At 46.7% G+C, this 17,809-nt stretch carries 17 protein-coding genes; 4 read left to right on the forward strand and 13 right to left on the reverse strand.

Annotation, left to right across the window (positions count from 1 at the left end; genetic code table 11):
- Window positions 1-19: 19 nt before the first annotated feature.
- From VHA_RS05325 to VHA_RS05370, 10 genes are all read right to left on the reverse strand, one after another.
- The gene (locus tag VHA_RS05325) at window positions 20-1,258 is read right to left on the reverse strand and encodes an SAM-dependent methyltransferase (RefSeq protein ID WP_005502539.1); all 1,239 of its coding nucleotides are present in this window, start codon (window positions 1,256-1,258) and stop codon (window positions 20-22) included.
- Entirely contained in the window at window positions 1,255-1,998 is a 744-nt protein-coding gene (locus tag VHA_RS05330; RefSeq protein ID WP_005502540.1) for a DUF1365 domain-containing protein, read from the reverse strand. Before VHA_RS05330 ends, VHA_RS05325 begins: the two co-directional genes overlap by 4 nt.
- Window positions 1,995-3,287 carry an NAD(P)/FAD-dependent oxidoreductase gene (locus VHA_RS05335; protein WP_005502543.1) on the reverse strand — a complete coding sequence of 431 codons (1,293 nt, stop codon included), beginning with the start codon at window positions 3,285-3,287 and terminating at the stop codon, window positions 1,995-1,997. The genes VHA_RS05330 and VHA_RS05335 overlap by 4 nt, the downstream gene beginning before the upstream one ends.
- Window positions 3,287-4,015: an SDR family NAD(P)-dependent oxidoreductase gene (locus VHA_RS05340; protein WP_005502545.1), complete on the reverse strand. Its 729-nt coding sequence runs from the start codon at window positions 4,013-4,015 to the stop codon at window positions 3,287-3,289. The genes VHA_RS05335 and VHA_RS05340 overlap by 1 nt, the downstream gene beginning before the upstream one ends.
- A complete protein-coding gene (locus VHA_RS05345; RefSeq protein WP_005502547.1) occupies window positions 4,012-4,461 on the reverse strand; it encodes a nuclear transport factor 2 family protein in 450 nt (149 codons plus the stop codon). The genes VHA_RS05340 and VHA_RS05345 overlap by 4 nt, the downstream gene beginning before the upstream one ends.
- The gene (gene phrB / locus VHA_RS05350) at window positions 4,458-5,909 is read right to left on the reverse strand and encodes a deoxyribodipyrimidine photo-lyase (protein ID WP_005502548.1); all 1,452 of its coding nucleotides are present in this window, start codon (window positions 5,907-5,909) and stop codon (window positions 4,458-4,460) included. Before phrB ends, VHA_RS05345 begins: the two co-directional genes overlap by 4 nt.
- Window positions 5,906-6,763 (reverse strand): MerR family transcriptional regulator, encoded by an 858-nt coding sequence (locus VHA_RS05355; protein WP_005502550.1) that lies wholly within the window; start codon window positions 6,761-6,763, stop codon window positions 5,906-5,908. The genes phrB and VHA_RS05355 overlap by 4 nt, the downstream gene beginning before the upstream one ends.
- Window positions 6,753-7,712 carry a YbgA family protein gene (locus tag VHA_RS05360; protein WP_005502551.1) on the reverse strand — a complete coding sequence of 320 codons (960 nt, stop codon included), beginning with the start codon at window positions 7,710-7,712 and terminating at the stop codon, window positions 6,753-6,755. Before VHA_RS05360 ends, VHA_RS05355 begins: the two co-directional genes overlap by 11 nt.
- A gap of 168 nt (window positions 7,713-7,880) precedes the next feature.
- Entirely contained in the window at window positions 7,881-8,879 is a 999-nt protein-coding gene (sbmA, locus tag VHA_RS05365; protein ID WP_005502552.1) for a peptide antibiotic transporter SbmA, read from the reverse strand.
- A 197-nt stretch (window positions 8,880-9,076) separates the two neighbouring features.
- Complete coding sequence (locus VHA_RS05370; RefSeq protein WP_005502553.1) at window positions 9,077-10,600, reverse strand: EAL domain-containing protein; 1,524 nt, start codon at window positions 10,598-10,600, stop codon at window positions 9,077-9,079.
- Window positions 10,601-11,040: 440 nt separating this feature from the next.
- On the opposite strand from VHA_RS05370, the gene VHA_RS05375 reads away from it, so the two are divergent.
- Window positions 11,041-13,194 carry a putative bifunctional diguanylate cyclase/phosphodiesterase gene (locus VHA_RS05375; protein WP_005502554.1) on the forward strand — a complete coding sequence of 718 codons (2,154 nt, stop codon included), beginning with the start codon at window positions 11,041-11,043 and terminating at the stop codon, window positions 13,192-13,194.
- Between the two features lie 51 nt (window positions 13,195-13,245).
- On the opposite strand, the gene VHA_RS05380 is transcribed toward VHA_RS05375, so the two are convergent.
- The 3 genes from VHA_RS05380 to VHA_RS05390 are packed head-to-tail and all read right to left on the reverse strand — an operon-like array spanning window position 13,246 to window position 14,798.
- Entirely contained in the window at window positions 13,246-13,794 is a 549-nt protein-coding gene (locus VHA_RS05380) for a YaeQ family protein (RefSeq protein ID WP_005502555.1), read from the reverse strand.
- Between the two features lie 14 nt (window positions 13,795-13,808).
- The gene (locus VHA_RS05385) at window positions 13,809-14,132 is read right to left on the reverse strand and encodes a GIY-YIG nuclease family protein (protein WP_050778530.1); all 324 of its coding nucleotides are present in this window, start codon (window positions 14,130-14,132) and stop codon (window positions 13,809-13,811) included.
- A gap of 24 nt (window positions 14,133-14,156) precedes the next feature.
- The gene (locus VHA_RS05390; RefSeq protein ID WP_005502556.1) at window positions 14,157-14,798 is read right to left on the reverse strand and encodes a YceH family protein; all 642 of its coding nucleotides are present in this window, start codon (window positions 14,796-14,798) and stop codon (window positions 14,157-14,159) included.
- Between the two features lie 289 nt (window positions 14,799-15,087).
- Between VHA_RS05390 and VHA_RS05395 the strand changes: the two genes are divergently transcribed.
- The 3 genes from VHA_RS05395 to VHA_RS05405 all read left to right on the forward strand — a co-directional run bounded on the left by VHA_RS05395 (window position 15,088) and on the right by VHA_RS05405 (window position 17,800).
- Complete coding sequence (locus tag VHA_RS05395) at window positions 15,088-15,522, forward strand: bactofilin family protein (protein WP_005502558.1); 435 nt, start codon at window positions 15,088-15,090, stop codon at window positions 15,520-15,522.
- A gap of 108 nt (window positions 15,523-15,630) precedes the next feature.
- Window positions 15,631-16,065 carry a DUF3069 domain-containing protein gene (locus VHA_RS05400; RefSeq protein WP_005502560.1) on the forward strand — a complete coding sequence of 145 codons (435 nt, stop codon included), beginning with the start codon at window positions 15,631-15,633 and terminating at the stop codon, window positions 16,063-16,065.
- A gap of 352 nt (window positions 16,066-16,417) precedes the next feature.
- Window positions 16,418-17,800 carry a COG3014 family protein gene (locus VHA_RS05405; protein ID WP_005502562.1) on the forward strand — a complete coding sequence of 461 codons (1,383 nt, stop codon included), beginning with the start codon at window positions 16,418-16,420 and terminating at the stop codon, window positions 17,798-17,800.
- The last annotated feature ends 9 nt before the right edge of the window (window positions 17,801-17,809 follow it).

Raw genomic sequence — 17,809 nt, forward strand, 5'->3', positions numbered from 1 at the left:
GCCTCCTCTCCTCTCGGGTTTATTCGCGCCAGTCCGGGCGGCTTAGCAGCATCTGTACGGTACTGATAGTGCGTTCGCGGAATCCTCCTTCGCAATAACAGAAGTAGTAACACCACAGTCGGGCGAACCGTTCGTCATAACCCAGTTCTGCCAACGCATTCAGGTTGTCATTGAAACGTTGGTGCCATTGCTGGAGCGTTTTGGCGTAATCCAACCCGATATCTTTCAGATCACGCACTACCAGGTCACTCTGGCGGGTAAACTGGTCAAGGAGGACACTGACTGACGGCAGGAAACCACCGGGGAAGATGTGCTTCTGGATAAAGTCCACGTTATTGCTGTAGCGCTCATAACGCTGGTCGGCAATAGTGATCGCCTGAATAGCCATTAAACCGTTGGGTTTAAGCAGCGATTCGCATTTTTTGATATATGTGGCCAGGAACTGTTTGCCCACCGCTTCAATCATTTCAATCGAGACCAGCTTGTCGTATTGCCCTTCCAGATCGCGGTAATCTTTCTTTAACAAGGTGATCTTGTCGCCCAGACCTTCCTGCTCAACGCGGCTTTTTGCCCACTCATACTGCTCATTGGAAATAGTGGTGGTTGTCACCTTGCAGCCGTAGTGTTTAGCAGCATGGATTGCCATTCCTCCCCATCCTGTGCCGATTTCAATCAGGTGGTCGGTCGGTTTCAGTTGAAGTTGCTGACAAAGGCGATCCATTTTCTGGAACTGCGCACGTTCCAGCGTGTCGGTTTCACTTTCGTAAATTCCACTGGAATAGAGCATTTCCTGATCGAGAAAACGTTCGTAGAGGTCATTGCCTAAATCGTAGTGGGCAGAGATATTAGATTTGGAATTTTCTTTGGTATTACGGTTTTTCCAGTGCGCGAACTTGGTGGCGATAGTGGCAATCCAGCCCACTTTGCTCTCCAGCCTATCCAGTGCGGGCAAGTTTCGGCAAACGACACGGATCACGTTAGTCAAATCCGGTGAATCCCACCAGCCATCAATGTACGCCTCCGCCGCAGCAATGCTGCCCCCAGTCAGGATGCGCCGGTAAAAACCCGGATGACGGACAATCACTTCTGCGTGCAACCTTGCATCTGCTTCGCCAAGCTTCTGGGTTTGCCCGTCAAAATCGACCAGCGTCAACGCCGCACCTTTCATATGTCCGAACGTTGACATGATCATGCTTCTTGCGAAGGTATCTCTCCTCGTTACCGGCCAGGCGGATGCATTGATGTTCACTGAATTCATAGTTTCTCCTTTGCCTGTTCAGGATGACCGTAAAAAGGTGCGCCTTTTATCCAGAGTTTAAGCGCTTGCCAGTAAATCGAAACGACGACTTTTACCGTCATCACGGGCGTTTTTGCGATAAGTTTGGAAAGCTCAGACGAGGTAAACGGCTTCCTTATCATGGCGAGGGTTGCATCGAACTCACGTTCACCACGATGCGTTTCCAAATGCACAAACGCGGTCTTGTTCAGGGGGCGCAATTTCCAAACGTATTTTTGATCGATGGGGTTGAAGGGAGAGACATGGAATGCTTTGTCATTCTCCCAATGCTTCCCGGCAGGAACAGCGTAATAATGCCTTTGGTTCCACGGGGTGTTGCTTACCTCTGCAAGCATATAGGCCCAGTTGCCTTCCTCGTCGTAGAGGTAATAAAAATTGACAGGGCTGAAATACAGCCCGAAGTAGCGCAAATGACAAAGCGCCAAGACTTTCCCGGTAAAGCGCTTCCCGGTTAGCGCAACAACTTTATCCTGCACGGCTTGTTTCGTGTCTTCGCGCCCTTCCATGTAGTCAGGGCGATAGAAAGATGCCATGCCCCATTTTTTGGTACTGAAACCCTTCACGGATGCCGCCAGTCTATCCACGTCATCAAGGTCAATAAGCGGCATGAACATCGGGTAAGAAAACACATGCTCTACGGGTGTAAAGCGCCGATGGCGAACACTGCCAACAAACAGGCCACTTTGGGATGCTGCGTTCATGATGCGCTCCGAAGTGGGAAAGGTTCGACATTGCTGTTAATGCCGGAAACCACATCCAGGGCACTTCTCACGCCATCTTCATGGAAACCGTTGTACCAGTATGCGCCACAGAACCAGGTGTTGTTCACACCCGAGATTTGCTCCCGCTTTTTCTGGGCTGCAATACATTTCTGGTCAAACACCGGGTGGGCGTAAACAAACTTTCTCAAGATCGTTGACGGATCGATGTTGTCTGTCTGGTTGAGCGTGACACAGAAAGTTTCCGGCGATGTTATCCCTTGCAGGATATTCATGTTGTATGTCAGTGCCGCCGGACGGGATTCCAATCCTTCGTCTTTACCGAGGTGATAGTTCCAACTCGCCCAGGCGGCTTTGCGCTTCGGCAGCATTTTTTCGTCTGTATGCAGGACAACGTCGTTATCCTGATAATCAATATCCCCCAGAATGTCCCGCTCCTGTTTCGTAGGATCGGCCAACAGTGCCAGCGCCTGATCGCTGTGACAGGCAAACACCACCTTGTCGAAACGCTCTTCTCCCCGTTCACTGTGGACAATCACATGCTCATGGAAACGGTTCACCTTCTGGATGCGGGCATTGAGGCGAACGCGGTCTTCAAATGCTGGAACCATCTTGCGTACGTATTGGCGAGATCCACCCGGGATCACATACCACTGTGGCCGGTTCGCCACTTCCAGCAGACCATGATTGGCAAAGAAACGCAGAAAAAACTTCAGTGGGAACGCACGCATATCACTTAGAGTCGATGACCAAATCGCTGCTCCCATTGGCAAAATGTAGTTCTGGCAGAAATATTCACTGAAATGGCGACGGTTCAGAAAATCACCCAAAGTCTGTTCGATCAGCGGATCGCCATGAACAGATACCGAGTAGGCTTCACGTGCTTCCTTGTTAAAGCGGAGAATTTCTGCAATGAACTTATAAAATCTGGGATTAAGAAAATTGCGCTTCTGGGCAAACAACGATGCTACGCTGTGTCCGTTGTATTCCAGCCCGCTCTCGTCGTTGTGTACACTGAAACTCATTTCCGTTTCCTGACCGCTGATACCTATCTCAGACATCAGGCGTTGGAAGTTCGGATACGTCCTGTCATTGAACACAATAAAACCGGTATCAATCGCGTATTGACCACTGGCAACCTCGACATCCACCGTGGCCGTGTGCCCACCAATGTAGTCATTGGCTTCGAACAGTGTGATGTCATGCTGTTTGTGCAGATAGTGCGCGCACGTCAGGCCGGATATACCTGAGCCGATAATTGCCATTTTCATTATGCTTTCCTTGTTATTTTTCTTACCAGCGCGAGTTGCATTGCCATTGGCAGTGAAGAGAGGAATTTCAGGAAGTAACTGAACTTACGGGGGAAGTGCACTTCTGTTTTCTTTTTTGCCAGGCCATGTCGGATAGCGTTTGACGCATCTTCCGGCGTCACCAGCATAGGCATAGGGAAATCGTTTTTGTCGGTCAATGGAGTTTTGACAAATCCGGGCGAAATCAGTGACACGGTCACTTCTTTGTGCTCAAGATCTACGGACAAAGAACGGGCAAGATAAGAAACGGCCGCTTTTGATGCCCCGTAGGCTTCAGCACGCGGAAGGCCGAGATACGCGGCAGTTGAACCCATCAAAGCAAGGTGGGTACCAGGCTTAAATTCGTTCTGCAGCGCCTCAATGCAATGAAGAACGCCGAAAAGGTTGATATCAAAAACACGCTTGAACAATGCCACATCAATGTGGCCGTTATCGATATACTCACAGGTTCCTGCGTTGAGGATGATCAAGTCAAAGGGCTGCTGACATTGCCCAAGAACAGTGTTCGTCGCCTCTTTATCGGTTGCATCAAAGCTTAACACTGTGACGTTGTCACGGCTCTCGGCCCAAGACTGCAAACCGGCAACATTCCTGCCACAGGCAGTGACGTGCCACCCCTCTGCGGCATAGTCTTTGGCAAGCTGCATACCAATACCCGATGTTGCTCCTGTGATTAACACTCGGTTCATTGCCCCAGCCTCTTTTTGATCATACGGACAGCAGAACCGAGTACCGGCAGCGCTTCGTAGAGCATCTCGCCAAGGTCAAAATAATCGCGATGCATCACGACACGCCCTTCTTTGAGTACCAGTCGTGAACATCCCTGAACCGCTCGCTGAGCGCCACCATCCAATTTGGGATGTGACAGCGTCATCGTCCAGCTGATAAATGCCACATCGCCGTTAACCGCATGATCATGGATATCAAAGCGACAATCCGTCACATTGGCGTACATTGCTTCAAAATAGCGGGAAAGATTGCCATAACCTTCAATGCGGTGCGCGGGGTCTTCAAAAACCACATCCTCGCTATAAACAGTGTCCAGCGAGTGGAGATTGTCTTTGTGCAGTGAGCGATAGACGGAGATGAAGCGCTCCAGTGCATCATTCTGCGACGGTGTGGACGCTTGAATCATGGTTCAGCCCTTTGTGTACTCTGGTAGTTTTTTGCCATCTCAAACATTTCGATGGCGCTGATCCTTGCCGTTTTGTGATCCACAATTGGGGCTGGGTACGAAAGTTCTATTCCCTTTTTTTCGGCCCAAATGTGCGGTGTATGCAATGCTGAATCGGGTACAGATTCCAATTCTTTCAACCATCTACGGATGAATCTTACATTCGGATCAAACTTTTTACTCTGAGACGCCGGATTAAATACGCGGAAATAAGGCTGGGCATCTGTGCCTGTGGAAGCAGACCACTGCCAACCACCATTATTGGCGGCAAAATCGCCGTCGATCAGTTTGGACATGAAGTAACGCTCACCCCATCGCCAATCAATATGCAGATCTTTCACCAGAAAGCTGGCGACGATCATCCGCAGGCGGTTGTGCATCCACCCGGTGTCATTCAACTGCCGCATTGCCGCATCAACGATAGGAAAGCCGGTTTTACCCTGCTTCCAACGCTGGAACTGCAATTCATCCCGGTTCCATTCAATGTTGTCTGTCCAATCCTGGAATGCTTTCCCCTTACTGACATCTATATAAGCGGCGGCAATGTGCTGATAGAACTCGCGCCAAATCAATTCACTAAGCCAAACATGGGCACCGCCGGCGTCTTTCTCCATACAATTCGGGACTTCCGCTAACAGTCTCGCCAGACATTGACGTGGAGAAATTGCACCAATCGCCAGATAGGGTGAGAGCTGACTTGTTCCTGGAATAGCGGGAAAATCCCTCGTGGCTTGATAATGGTCGACCCGGTAACGACAGAAATCACGCAAACGCTGGATAATGGCGCTGTCGTCAATCGGCCAGCCAACTGAATCACATTGCGGGTAACGAAACGCTATCTGACAAGGCTGACGCAGCAATGCGCTGGTCAATGCATCGGTTTTAACCGGACTGGGTGCGCCTATAGGTGAAAGATCTAGCTGGGTTGCCTGTGTTATCCAGGCTTTTTTAAACGGGGTAAAAACACGGTATGTATTGCCTGCACCGTTGGTCACCATACCGGGGGCAAAGATGCATTTGTAATCAAAACGGTGCAGCGTTGTGCCCGTCAGGCTTAACATGCCAGCAATGGCGTTGTCACGATCCACTTCGTCCGTTTCGTAATCCCGGGTACAAAAAATATCGGCAATCTGATACTGCTGGCAAAGCTGTGCCAGAGATTGATTAATATCTTTGTATCTGTCTACAGAGCGGAACAACAACGGGATATTCAGCGTCTCCAGTTCCTGCCGGAGTGTAACCAGACGGCGCTGGATTAAATCAGCCTGCATGGGCGCAAGAGCGTGGGCTTTCCACTGTACTGGCGTTTCGTAATAAATCGCAATGACGGGCTCACCGCTTTTGCATGCTTCAGTCAGGGCAACATTGTCTTTTACTCTCAGATCTCTTCTGAACCAAACCAGCTTCATCCTGATACTTCCTGATTGTCTTGTGGGGGTTGATGTTGGGCAGTGTCCTTTGTTGTCATGGTGAACTCTGGGTGGATTCTTGTGCATTCACCTGACACCTCGATATCAATTTCGGTAGACTCCCTCATGGCTAAAAGTTCACGTTTCTGAACGGGGGTAAAAGCCTGGTCCGAATAAATGACCAAACAGTGAATTCCTTTCTCTTTTAAACACTGACTGAGGATAGTGATGCCAGTGCCGATGCCACTCAGAGATGTGACAGCGTAACCTTCTGACTGAAGCAATAATGCTTTAAGGTAAAAACGGTAGTTTGGCTCACATGCAATATTCACTATCCAGCAACGTTTCTTACCTTTTGCTTTCTTATTCCTGTGAAAACAGTGAACCAGTACATTGTTCAGTGCCGAACGCCAAATATGCGCACACAAGATGCCTGCATCAGAAGCTTGTTTATCAAACCAACGAGTCAGGGGCTCAAGCAGTTTGGTGTTGAGTACCTGTATGGGGTAGTTTTTGGTGAGCTCAAAGAGCATTGCCTCAAGTGCGACCACATCAACATTGACCACCAGTTTTTTTAATGTGTCCCATTCAGGCAGCGTTTGGACGTCTGAGACATCAGTTGTGGCTGTTCCTAATAACGATTTCACTTGCCCAACAGGCACACCTTTGTCTAACCACGCAAGGATCTCCTGAATACGTTGTACATCCTGCCCGGTATAGAGCCGGTGACCTTTCGGTGTCCGTTTAGGGATAATTAAGCCATAACGTCGTTGCCAGGCACGCAACGTGACGGAATTCACGCCTGTGATTTCAGACACCTGACCGATTGTCAGCAGTTTTTCTTCAGAGTCCATAACGCAACCTCAAGCTATTGGGATAGGGATTAAGGTAACTTTGCTGTTGCAGATAAGGGTCTGGATTTTGATTCAGATGGTGATTTATCAGTGTCAGTGGTGCCAGCAAAGGCATCTCGCCTTTGCGGTAGGCATGAATCAAATCCGCTAGCTCTGCTTTCTGCTGCTTGTCAAGGCGGCGCTTGAAATAGCCTTGCAGGTGCATCAATACATTGGTGTTATTTTTGCGTGTTGCCCGATGGGTGATTGCCTGCATAAAACGGTTGCGGTATTCAACAAAAAAGGCATCAAGGTCATGATTGGCAATGTCCGCGACAAACTTACCCAACGCTTTGTATGCTGTTGGACAATGTGCCATTAATACCAGCTTATAACGGGAGTGAAATGCCACAATCGCACGACGGCTCACGCCCTCCGCCATCGCGTCGTAGAAGTCCTTCAGCGCGAAAATACGGAACACAAAGTTCTCACGAAGGACGGGATCATTGAGCCTGCCATCTTCCTCTATCGGTAGCCACGGCATACGCTTAATCAATTGTTGGGTATAGAGCCCCACCCCGATTTTTTCTGACGCCAAATAGCCATTTTCTCGATAAACCTTGACCCGCTCCATCCCACATGTTGGTGATTTGGCGCATACGACATAGCCACACAGAGCCATACCCGCAAGGTGCTCAGCTTTCCCCTTGCTGAAGTTGATCATCTTTTCGGTGTGATCGGCATCAGCGTCTTTGGTTTCCACCAGACGCACACCTACCTCTTCACCACGATCCAGCAAACGAATGGTCGGACGCGGTACTGGTAGCCCAATCCCAACTTCCGGACAAACGGGCACAAACTCGACGAACGGGGACAGTTCTTCTGCCACAAAATGGCTACGCTTGTGTCCGCTGTCGAAGCGGACGTTGTCACCGATAACACATGCGCTGACGCCGAGTTTAATCTTCATGATGCTAATCCTTGTTATACAGATTTTACTGTATGTACAAGTTAAGCATAAAAAAGGATCACTATTGTACAATTTTTCTTCTGCGTACAAGTTAAAATACCCATGGCGAGACAAAAAAGGCCCTCCCGGTATAGGGAGAGCCTTTAATAAAAAACTTAGAAATGTACGTTAGTCTGCCGAAACAGGCCGTTCCGCTGCCAGCGTTATCTGCTCTTCAAACCCTTTGAGTCGCTTGTAAATCGACATCAATTCAACAATGGTTGACCAGGAGTTGACCAGAAACTGGAACGATTCCTCTACTTTCCCAAATGCCCGGATGATTTGCTGCAATACACCCAGCGTGACGGCGCCTGACACAATAGTAGGACCAAGTGCAATGTAAGGAACAATCACCGTACCCTGCAAATAGGACCATTTCGCAATGTCAAAATAGAGGTAATGTTTATACAGGTTGAAATAGTTGCGTCTAACATTGAAAAATAATGCGTTCAATGACTCTGGTGTTGCACGGTCTTCATGATCTTCACCATATACCAGTTCTTTACGGTACGCCGCCTCAACTTTCTGGTTTTTGAATTCCAGCCCCGGCAGCTTAATACCGACAATAGCCAACAGTACCGTACCAAACAAGGCTGAAAGAATCGCGATGTACACCAAAGAGCGTGAAACTTCACCAATCCAAGGCAGTTCGGTAATGTTTTCGCTGAGCACCCAAAGGATCGGCAAGAAAGCAAACAGTGTCATTAAAGAGCGCATGAAACTGACCCCCAGGGATTCAACGATACGTGCGAAACGCATAGTGTCTTCCTGAATACGTTGCGATGCCCCCTCGATATGGCGAATCTTGCTCCAGTGGGAAACATAGAAATCATTCATGGCGGTTCGCCACCTAAATACATAGTGGCGGATGAAAAACTCTAGAAGTACGGCCACGACAATGTATATCGTGGCAATGGAAAGGAAATCTAAGCAAGCAGCGAGAAACTCATCAAAGGTGACGGTATTCGGCTCCGCCAGTGCTTTTTGGATCAGGTTATAAAAAGTACCAAACCACTCGTTGATCTGGACATCGAGCTCTACTTTATACCAGGTGACATAGAGGATCAGGGCTGACCCTAGAATTGACCAGTGGAACCAGCGTTTATCCAGAAAAAAAGATTTAAACATAAAAAACACTTCCTAATGCACAGAGTGAACCTTTGACGCAGATTTACGCCAAGAGTTTCCTTACTCACCCCTCTTCTCCAAGGATGAGAAACATGAACGCATCTTGTCTCCAAATATTTCAAGTCTAGTCATTCTTCGTGCGATTGACGAGAAGATAACGATCTGATCTTGCGGATTATTCTATGAGTTTAAGGGGGTTATTGTATTGGAGGATGGTGAGCATGCGTGCATGACTTCCCCATCAGCAATTTGCAAAAAACATTAAATGGCACAGGATCACCAAAATACGAGCCCTGGAGCATTTCAACACCAGATTTAATGAGGTAGTCCGCCTGCACTTTGGTTTCAATCCCCTCAGCCACGACGCGCAACTTCGATTCTCTGGCAAACGCAAGGATCGAATCCAGAATGGTGTTTTTGAAGTCTTCCATACCAATTCCGTCTACAAACATGCGATCGATTTTTATCGTATCGATATTAAGCACATGCAGGTAAGAAAAAGCCCCATAGCCCGTACCACAGTCATCTAACTTGATCGAGATCCCCTGTTCAGTGAGGGCTTCAATGCAAACGGCGGCCTTATTCAAATCACCGAACTTGGTCCGCTCGGTGATTTCCAACGAAAGCAAGTGTGGATCAAGACTGGCGTCTGCGATTTTACTGAGAATTTTGTCTGCAGTATCTATTTTTTCCAGGTAGCTTGGCGACACATTAATGCTGACAAAGAAACCATCCGGCACGTCCAACGCTTTCACGTGGTGAAGGACATTGTCTATCAGCTGATCGGTGATCCTATCTATGGTGCCATTTTGTTCAGCCAACGGAATAAACGTATCCGGCGGAATAAATTCGCCATCACTCGCCTGCCAACGAACCAATACTTCTGCACCAACAATCTTGTAACCTTTTCCGTCTGGCATCACGATGGGTTGGTAAAAAGGCTTCAACGCATTGGACTCAATGGCTTCATCCAACAATCCCGTTAACCCTTTTCGCGAAGATTTGCTGAGCTCAACCCCCACTGCAACCAGCACACCAAACAACACGACCAGTGTAGAAAACAACACAACGAGATTGTTAACCAGATATTCAACCCCATCCTGATTGATATAGATGCGGACAGTGATGTTACCGTTCATTTCACTGTTGTAGACCTGACGATATAGTTTCTCGTTTGTCTGATACAGAGATGTCTCGCGCCCATTAACCTCCGCCACCACGTAAAAGCATTTGTCGCAGTTAGAGAGGAAATTGCGGGGTTGCTGGAAAATAAAACGCAGTAGTCCTTTCTCATTATGGAAACGCATTTCTATGAACTGGTTATCATTCAATATCAGTGATATTGCATTGAACTCAATCCCGTTCTGGGGCTGAAATGCCAGCAGCTCCCGGTCTGTCTGCTGATTGTTATAGACAGAGCAGGACTCACCATTACTCAGGTACAAATCAACGTATTCAATAAAGAGATTGTTCTCTTTTGCCTGGTTCATCAGTTCAATGTCATTATCATCGCAAAGGTAGAGCAGTTTGCTGTCAAGCTCTCGCATAGCACCAAAGCTCTGCTGGTAAAGTTTCGAGTAAAATTCAGAAAGCGCAGAAACGTCTTCCTTGATCTTTTCCTCAACTAACCAATTCGAAACCACGAACTGCGATAAATACGCAAAAAGAACGGAAACCAGTATAATTGTCAGCGCGTTAACGTGTTTAGTGAGCCAATCCACCTGGGCTCCTGTTGTATCCCTAATCATTGGTTTAAGGATAGGACAATTGGCAATAGAGTATTTGTGAGAATACGAGACTATTTCAAATTAATGAGTCTCTAAGGTTTATCTATCCCCCTGTCTCACACACTTCATCATTCAACACCGCCTACGTTGAAAAGCGTCTCGGCTCTTGTTCTCTCCTCAGAGTTTCCTGTCAGTGTTTTAAACACTGTCCCAGATGGTTTACCTTACTGACGAACAGGACATTTTGAATTTGCAGTAAATTTATTCTGTCTCACATTGCGATCTGTCGCATATGACTTAAACTTTTTTAGGATCACCTGACTCATTATTAAGGGTTTGTATTGCCTATTGAACCGCCATATTCCGAAAGCCCATCCCATCACGATTTAAACACACCAAGGTTCAAATCTTTGGTGGGGATCGCTCTGGTATGTATGGCAATACTGATTTCCACGTTCATCTTGTATCGGAGTGCGCTGACTCGCCAGTTGGAGCTTCAGGATCAAATGCTCAACATAGAAGTGAACCGGGTTCAGCGCGCCATTGAAGTCAATTTGCAAAAAGAAGCCTATTTTCTCGTCTGGCTGGCAAACAACCTCCAGAATAAAGGAACAATCAATCAACAAATCTGGCAAAATGCTACTGATGGGATAGACCTTACCCAGCCTTTTTTTAACGGCATTTATTGGCAAGATCTCAACCAAGAAGTGGTGTGGACTGCACCGAATTCATTTCAGCCCACTCGTTTAGAAAGCGGCTGGCAAATTGATCTCTCAACCAGGCTCAACAACATGCCAGTACTTTCCAACCTTTCCACGTCCAGCGTCAGGACGTTACCAGATGGAAACTTGTCGATAGAAATGCTTCATCCTGTCTATTTTGATGATCATATCGCAGGCTACCTGGGCGCAAGCTACAACATCAAGCGTATGCTGGAAGCGATTACGGTAGAATTTCTCAGTGCAGATCAACAGGTAGTACTTAGCGAGGGTACAAGGCCATTTTTTGGGGAATTGCCTGACGTTAGCAATGCCATCATGGATACCGTGGAAGTATCAGCATTGAATGGGGTGTGGCAACTGACGGTGTGGCAGCGGCCTGAGTTACACCAGACCTACTTTTCCCTCCCCATGCTGATATTTTTTGCTGGCCTGATTGTCACAGTACTTGCTGCTATTTCTCTATACCTTTTGGAAGTTAACATCATCTGGCGACGGGCCGAGTCTGAAACGGTTTACAAACTGAAAAAAGAGATTAACCAACGGCGTGAAATCGAAACACAATTGCAATTTACCGCAAACCATGATCCTCTAACACATCTGCCAAACCGTTTCGCCATGGAGTCTTACCTCAACCGGATACTTACATCTGAGCATGACATTGTCCTGATGTGTGTAACGCTAGATAAGCTCCGCGAGATCAATGATATGTATAGTCATCTCGTAGCAGACCAATTGATCAGCGAATCTGCTAAACGATTCAAAACCGTGCTACCACCCCATGCGGTTTTGGCTCGAACAAGTCATGATCAATTTATGGTTGCCTGCGCGGGCATGTCACAACTGGAAGCAGAAATGCACGCAAACCAACTGCGCATGTGCCTGGAAGAAGAATTTTTTATCGAAGATAACGACATTCTCACGACCTGTGCAATTGGTATCGCCTATCGCTACAGCAATGATCTGCGTGCAGAACACTTGATACGCCACGCGGATACTGCCGCTAACAAAGCCCGCGTCTTGGGTAACCGCAAAGTAGTGGCATACAACCAAACCATGCAGGATCAACTCAATCACAAAAAAGACTTAGAACGCGCCATTCGCAAAGCGATCAATAACGATGAACTGGAACTCTATTTCCAGCCTCAGGTCGATCTCCGTACCCGCCAAATTGTGGGGGTTGAAGCACTGGTCCGGTGGGAATCCCAAAACGGTGCAGCCATCAGTCCCGGCATCATTATTAAAACTGCCGAAGAAACTGGCTTGATGCAACGGTTGGGGCACTGGGTGATCGATACTGCACTCCGACATTTTTCACATATGCTGGATGAACGTTGTGCACCAAAATGTATTGCTATCAATGTCTCCGGACATGAATTCCAGGATGGCTATCTGGCCGACTACGTGATCCGCGCCATCAACCATTACGATATTCCACCAACGCGTGTGCAAATCGAACTCACCGAGCAGGTGTTCATAGAAAACCTGGAACGTAACCAGCATATTCTGAATCGTTTAACCGCATCAGGCATCAGTCTGGCGATTGATGATTTTGGCACTGGTTATTCCTCCCTCGCCTACCTCAAGCACTTCCCAGTGAACACAGTCAAGATTGATCGCGGCTTTATTAAAGATCTGCCCCGTTCAAAAGACGATTTGGTAATATGTCAGGCCGTGGTGAGCATGGCAAACCTGCTGCAATTGAAAGTTGTTGCAGAGGGTATTGAAACCATCGACCAACAGGAACTACTTAGAAACATAGGGTGTAACTTCGCCCAAGGTCATTACTATTACCCGCCAATGACCGCCGAACAATTGATGACTGAGCTGAAAAAGCAAAGAGCCGGGCGTCTATACCCGGCATCTTGATATTACCCACCCATAATTGTCTGCATTTTTATACGCAAAATGCAAAGCAATTTATGCTGCCGCGGTCTTCCACACGTCCGGCTGAATGGCAATCACTGAATTCCCAACCGAAAACCAAATCTGGCCATCTTCGATGGTTGACTGAATGGTCATGTTCCGGCTACTTGCAGCTGCTGCAACATCCAAGATTTCATCCATGATATTAATCACGGTCAGGTTCCTGAATGGAAACAGCTTGTTGAGCATTTGCGATTTCCACACACTGGCAGCATTGTCACCATACGTGAACAACACCACTTCCTTCGCTTGGGTGCAGGCTTTCTTCAAACGTTTTTCATCTGGCAGCCCCAGTTCTACCCAAAGTTCAATGTCGTCGCTGTAGTTTTTAATCCAAAGTTCAGGTTCTGAGTCTTCACAAAGACCTTTCGTGAATTGCAGCCGCTCATCGGCATACATGGTCCATGCCAGCAGACGAAGCATCATACGTTGTTCGGTTTCTGACGGGTGCTGCGCCAGCGTCACAGTGTGGTCAAGATATACATTTCTCGACATGTCTGCGACATTAATGGAAGCTTTGTACACCGTTGCTTTAAGTGCCATGGTTTATACCCACTCTAAATTCTGTCGTTTAATAAGACCTGTATACCGTCGTATTCCTTGCAAAGGCGCTCTTTTTCCCGCTTAGTTAGCCGCTTTATTTTCCACTCCAGCGACATCGCCTGCTGTTTTGTTCCTGCTTCGTACGACCAGGCTAAGGTAAGGGGCTGCTTTCCTCTCAAGTACTTAGCAGTTTTCATGCCATTCTGTTGGTGCTCATTAAGCCGACGGACAACATCTGTGGTAACGCCACAATACAGAGAATTATCGCGTGCGCGGATAAGGTAAACATACCAAGGCGAGTCAGATCCTGGTATGTCGCTGGATAGCGTTAAGCTCATGACAAAGGAATGCCTGGTTTCAACTCACAGATCCTGATTATCCATCAGTTGGTTGACCAGTGCTTTCAGTTCAGCCACTTCATGCTCAAGGGCTTCGACACGTGCAGCCAACGAATGGTCACTGCTTTCTGATGGGGTTGATGTGGTTGGCTGCATGTCTGGTACTTCGCTGCCAAACAGGTGAATGTAACGGCTTTCACGTTTGCCCGGTTCACGTGGCAATTGGGCAACATGCCCTTTTTCCACTAATTGACCTAATACAGATTCTACTTGCTGTACATCAGAGAATTCGCAAAGGCGGTTAGTGCGGGTACGCAGTTCACCCGGTGTTTGTGGGCCACGGAGCAACAGCACGCAAACAATGCCCTTTTCCTGTTTGGAAAGTTGCAATGACCCAAATTCGGTATTGCAAAAACGGTGTTGATACTTAGTCACACGACTGCCAAACCCTTCCAGATCGCTGACAAGGCGTTTAGATTTCAATGAGTCGACAGCATCAAGCACTTCAGCTTCCGTCAGCGAATACACCGGATCGCGGTTGCTTTTTTGGTTCACGGCAGTTGTCAGGCTGTTGAGCGTTAACGGGTAGAGATCTGGCGTGGTGACTTCCTTTTCTAATAAACAGCCAACCACACGCATTTCGTACGGGGTGAGTTCAATTGCCATATTTTAATACCTTAGATGGATCCCATGCAGCGGTTTATATCAACCAACGCTTTCAACGGCAACTTAACCAGTGACTATTTAACGATTCCGTGATGTAACAGCACGATGTTCCGCTACTCGATCTAGCAAAATGCGCACATGCCTGTCTTACAGATGTGATTTTGACTCAACAAAACAAGATTCTGTCACGATACTTATCAGTTTTCCTATACTCTCTCATATATATTGCTGTTTTACGTTGTAAACAAGGGCGTCACTTATCCTTATTTGGCGCTGAAAGGAGAGTGAAATGGGTGTGTTTGGAAAGAAAACTGCATCTAGCCCATGCCTATCCTTGATTTCGAAAGAGTGCCGCATTGTTGGCGAATTCGATCTGCAAGGTGACATCCAATTTGACGGCCAAGGGGAAGGCTCAGTCATTAACGCACGAAATGTTGTTATCTCCTCTACTGGCCACTTTAGCGGGGATATCTGCGCAGATCACATCACCATCAACGGTCTTGTTGAAGGCACCTGTACAGCCCGTGAAGTCAATATTCTTAGCTGCGGCAAAATGAAAGGCGTGATCCACAGTGAGCAACTCACCATTGCAAAAGGCGGGTGCTTGATGGGTGAAAACAAGCTGAAAGAAGAGCTGTCCCTAAAAGTGGTGAATGGCAAGCCTTCCACACAAGCAAAACCCGCCCCTTCCTCTGAAGTAAAGAAAAACACTGCATCTGACTAAACTGCGCGTAATTGATCAACAGTTGAAATCGTGGATCGCTTTCAACTGTTGACTTCATCCCCCAGCCCTATACGATGCGCGAAAATATGTTATTTCGGAAGTATCAAGATGTCTGAACAAGCAAACCAAGCAGAAGAAACAGTGAAACTGGAAGACCTATCTCCAGAGCTCCAGCAAGTTATTAACTATGAGCAAGTTCCTGCTGAACTATTCACCATGCTGGCTTCCATCCATGAAGCATCAGAAAGTGTTGTCCGTGAAGCTTGGGATACCATGCCTGCTAGCGCACAAAATATTCTGGACAACTTCGAGCAATTCCATGCGCTGGTTAGCCTGAGCCAAAGCTACGCCGGCCTTGATTTCATGCAAGAGACTCAGGACATGAAATTCGACGACATGGATGACGAACAAACACAAGAGTATAAGGCCATTTTACTGGATAAGCTGCTGCACAATTGCGTAAAAGATCTGGTGAAACAACTGAAGCAAGCCCGCTTAAAGCCTGCAATGAAGCGCGAATTCCGCGAAATTTTCACTCAATAAATTCGGTTGTTATTTAAAAAAGGAGGTGACGATTCACCTCCTTTTTTGTTTGCTGATTTACTAAATGGTTTTCTATATCCACAGAATAAAGCTTTTAAAAATGAGCATGCCAAGGAATGATGGGATGTAAAATTGGTTTTCATTATTGACATTACGATATTTTAAGGATTGGCATAATCGATGCGATTTAATTTGATGACACACATCGAATAAATCACAGATAAAACACCAATAATACTAAAAGTGTTAGTCATCTCACCAATGAGACATTGATTGCATTACAGATGGTAGCTATAAGATTCGGCTCTTATAAAAAATTGGTTGTATTAATAATTAATGAGTCAATGAGTCTATGAAAATCAAATTAGTTAGCAGTGTAATTAGTATTGTCATGCTGTCCGGCTGTACAAGTATGATGCAGAAAAACGACTTCGATAGTTTTAATTCTAAGCTTGATGCTGGTGATTATGCGGGTGCATCTCAGGTAGCACTCGATCATGCAGGTTACGACAAAAAGTCAGGAGAAACAGATGACCTACTTTGGACGTTGCAAGCTGGCGCAAGTTTAAACTATGCCGGTGACTACGCATTATCGACCAAGTTACTTGATGCAACTGAAACCATGATGAAAGAAGAAGACACCGAAAGCACAGTTTCTGAAGGTGCAGAGCTTATTGGTTCAATGGTTGGCAATGATGCAATGCTGGATTATGAGCAGGCGCATTACGACGGTATCATGACTAACACAATTAAAGCATGGAACTTCATAGCAACTCATGATTATCAAAATGCCCGCGTAGAGCTTAACAGGGCCGAGGAGCGTCAGCGTCGAGCTGCCCAACATTTTGCGGATATTATCAAAGAGCGAAATGAAGAGATACAGTCAGAAGCTGGTGAATCGGAAGTGTTGATTAAACAAACAATGGCATCGGATGCGACAAAAAAAGCACTAAAACAAGCAGGAATTGAACAAGGTCAATGGAAACCTTATGAGGGCTACGTAAACCCTTTTACCACTTATTCTTACGGCCTTAATTTACTCGTTACTGGCAAATCTAAGTCAGATTTTGAAAAAGCATCCAACTCATTTAAACGCGTGTATTCTCTTACTGGTTCGCTTGCAGCCAAAGCAGACTATCAGTTAGCACGTAGCATGGCGAAAAGCCGAAGCCAATCAACGCTTGATAATCAAGTCTGGGTAATTTTCGAAAATGGTAAATCGACAGTAAAAGAAGAGCGCCGCATTGACCTGCCAATTTTCTTATTTTCTAACAATGTCTCTTATGCTGGTATTGCTCTCCCTACATTGAAAGAGCGCGGTGTTGCTTTTGATAGCATTACAGTGAATGGCTCAAAAACCGATACCATCGCAGACATGGACAAGATTATTAGCGCCGAATTTGATCAGGATTTCCCTTATATCTTAGCACGTGAAATTACACGAGTGACGTTGAAGACTATCGCTCAAAAGCAAATTAAAGATGAAAACGCTCTATTTGGTAATGCATTGGCAATTATCCAAATGGCGACAACGGGAGCTGATATTCGAACATTCTCCGCACTACCAAGCGAGTATCAGGCAACTCGAGTCACGGCTAAAAACAAGATGGTTGAGATTAAAGCAGGAACTTTCACGATTCCTGTTGAGCTCGATACTGAATCTAAAAAACACATTATCTACGTGAAAGCGATTTCTCCGTTAGTCGCACCATCCGTCAAAGTCGTAAATATTTAGGGGCAACAA

Source organism: Grimontia hollisae CIP 101886 (genome assembly GCF_000176515.1).
Classification (GTDB): Bacteria; Pseudomonadota; Gammaproteobacteria; order Enterobacterales; family Vibrionaceae; genus Enterovibrio; species Enterovibrio hollisae.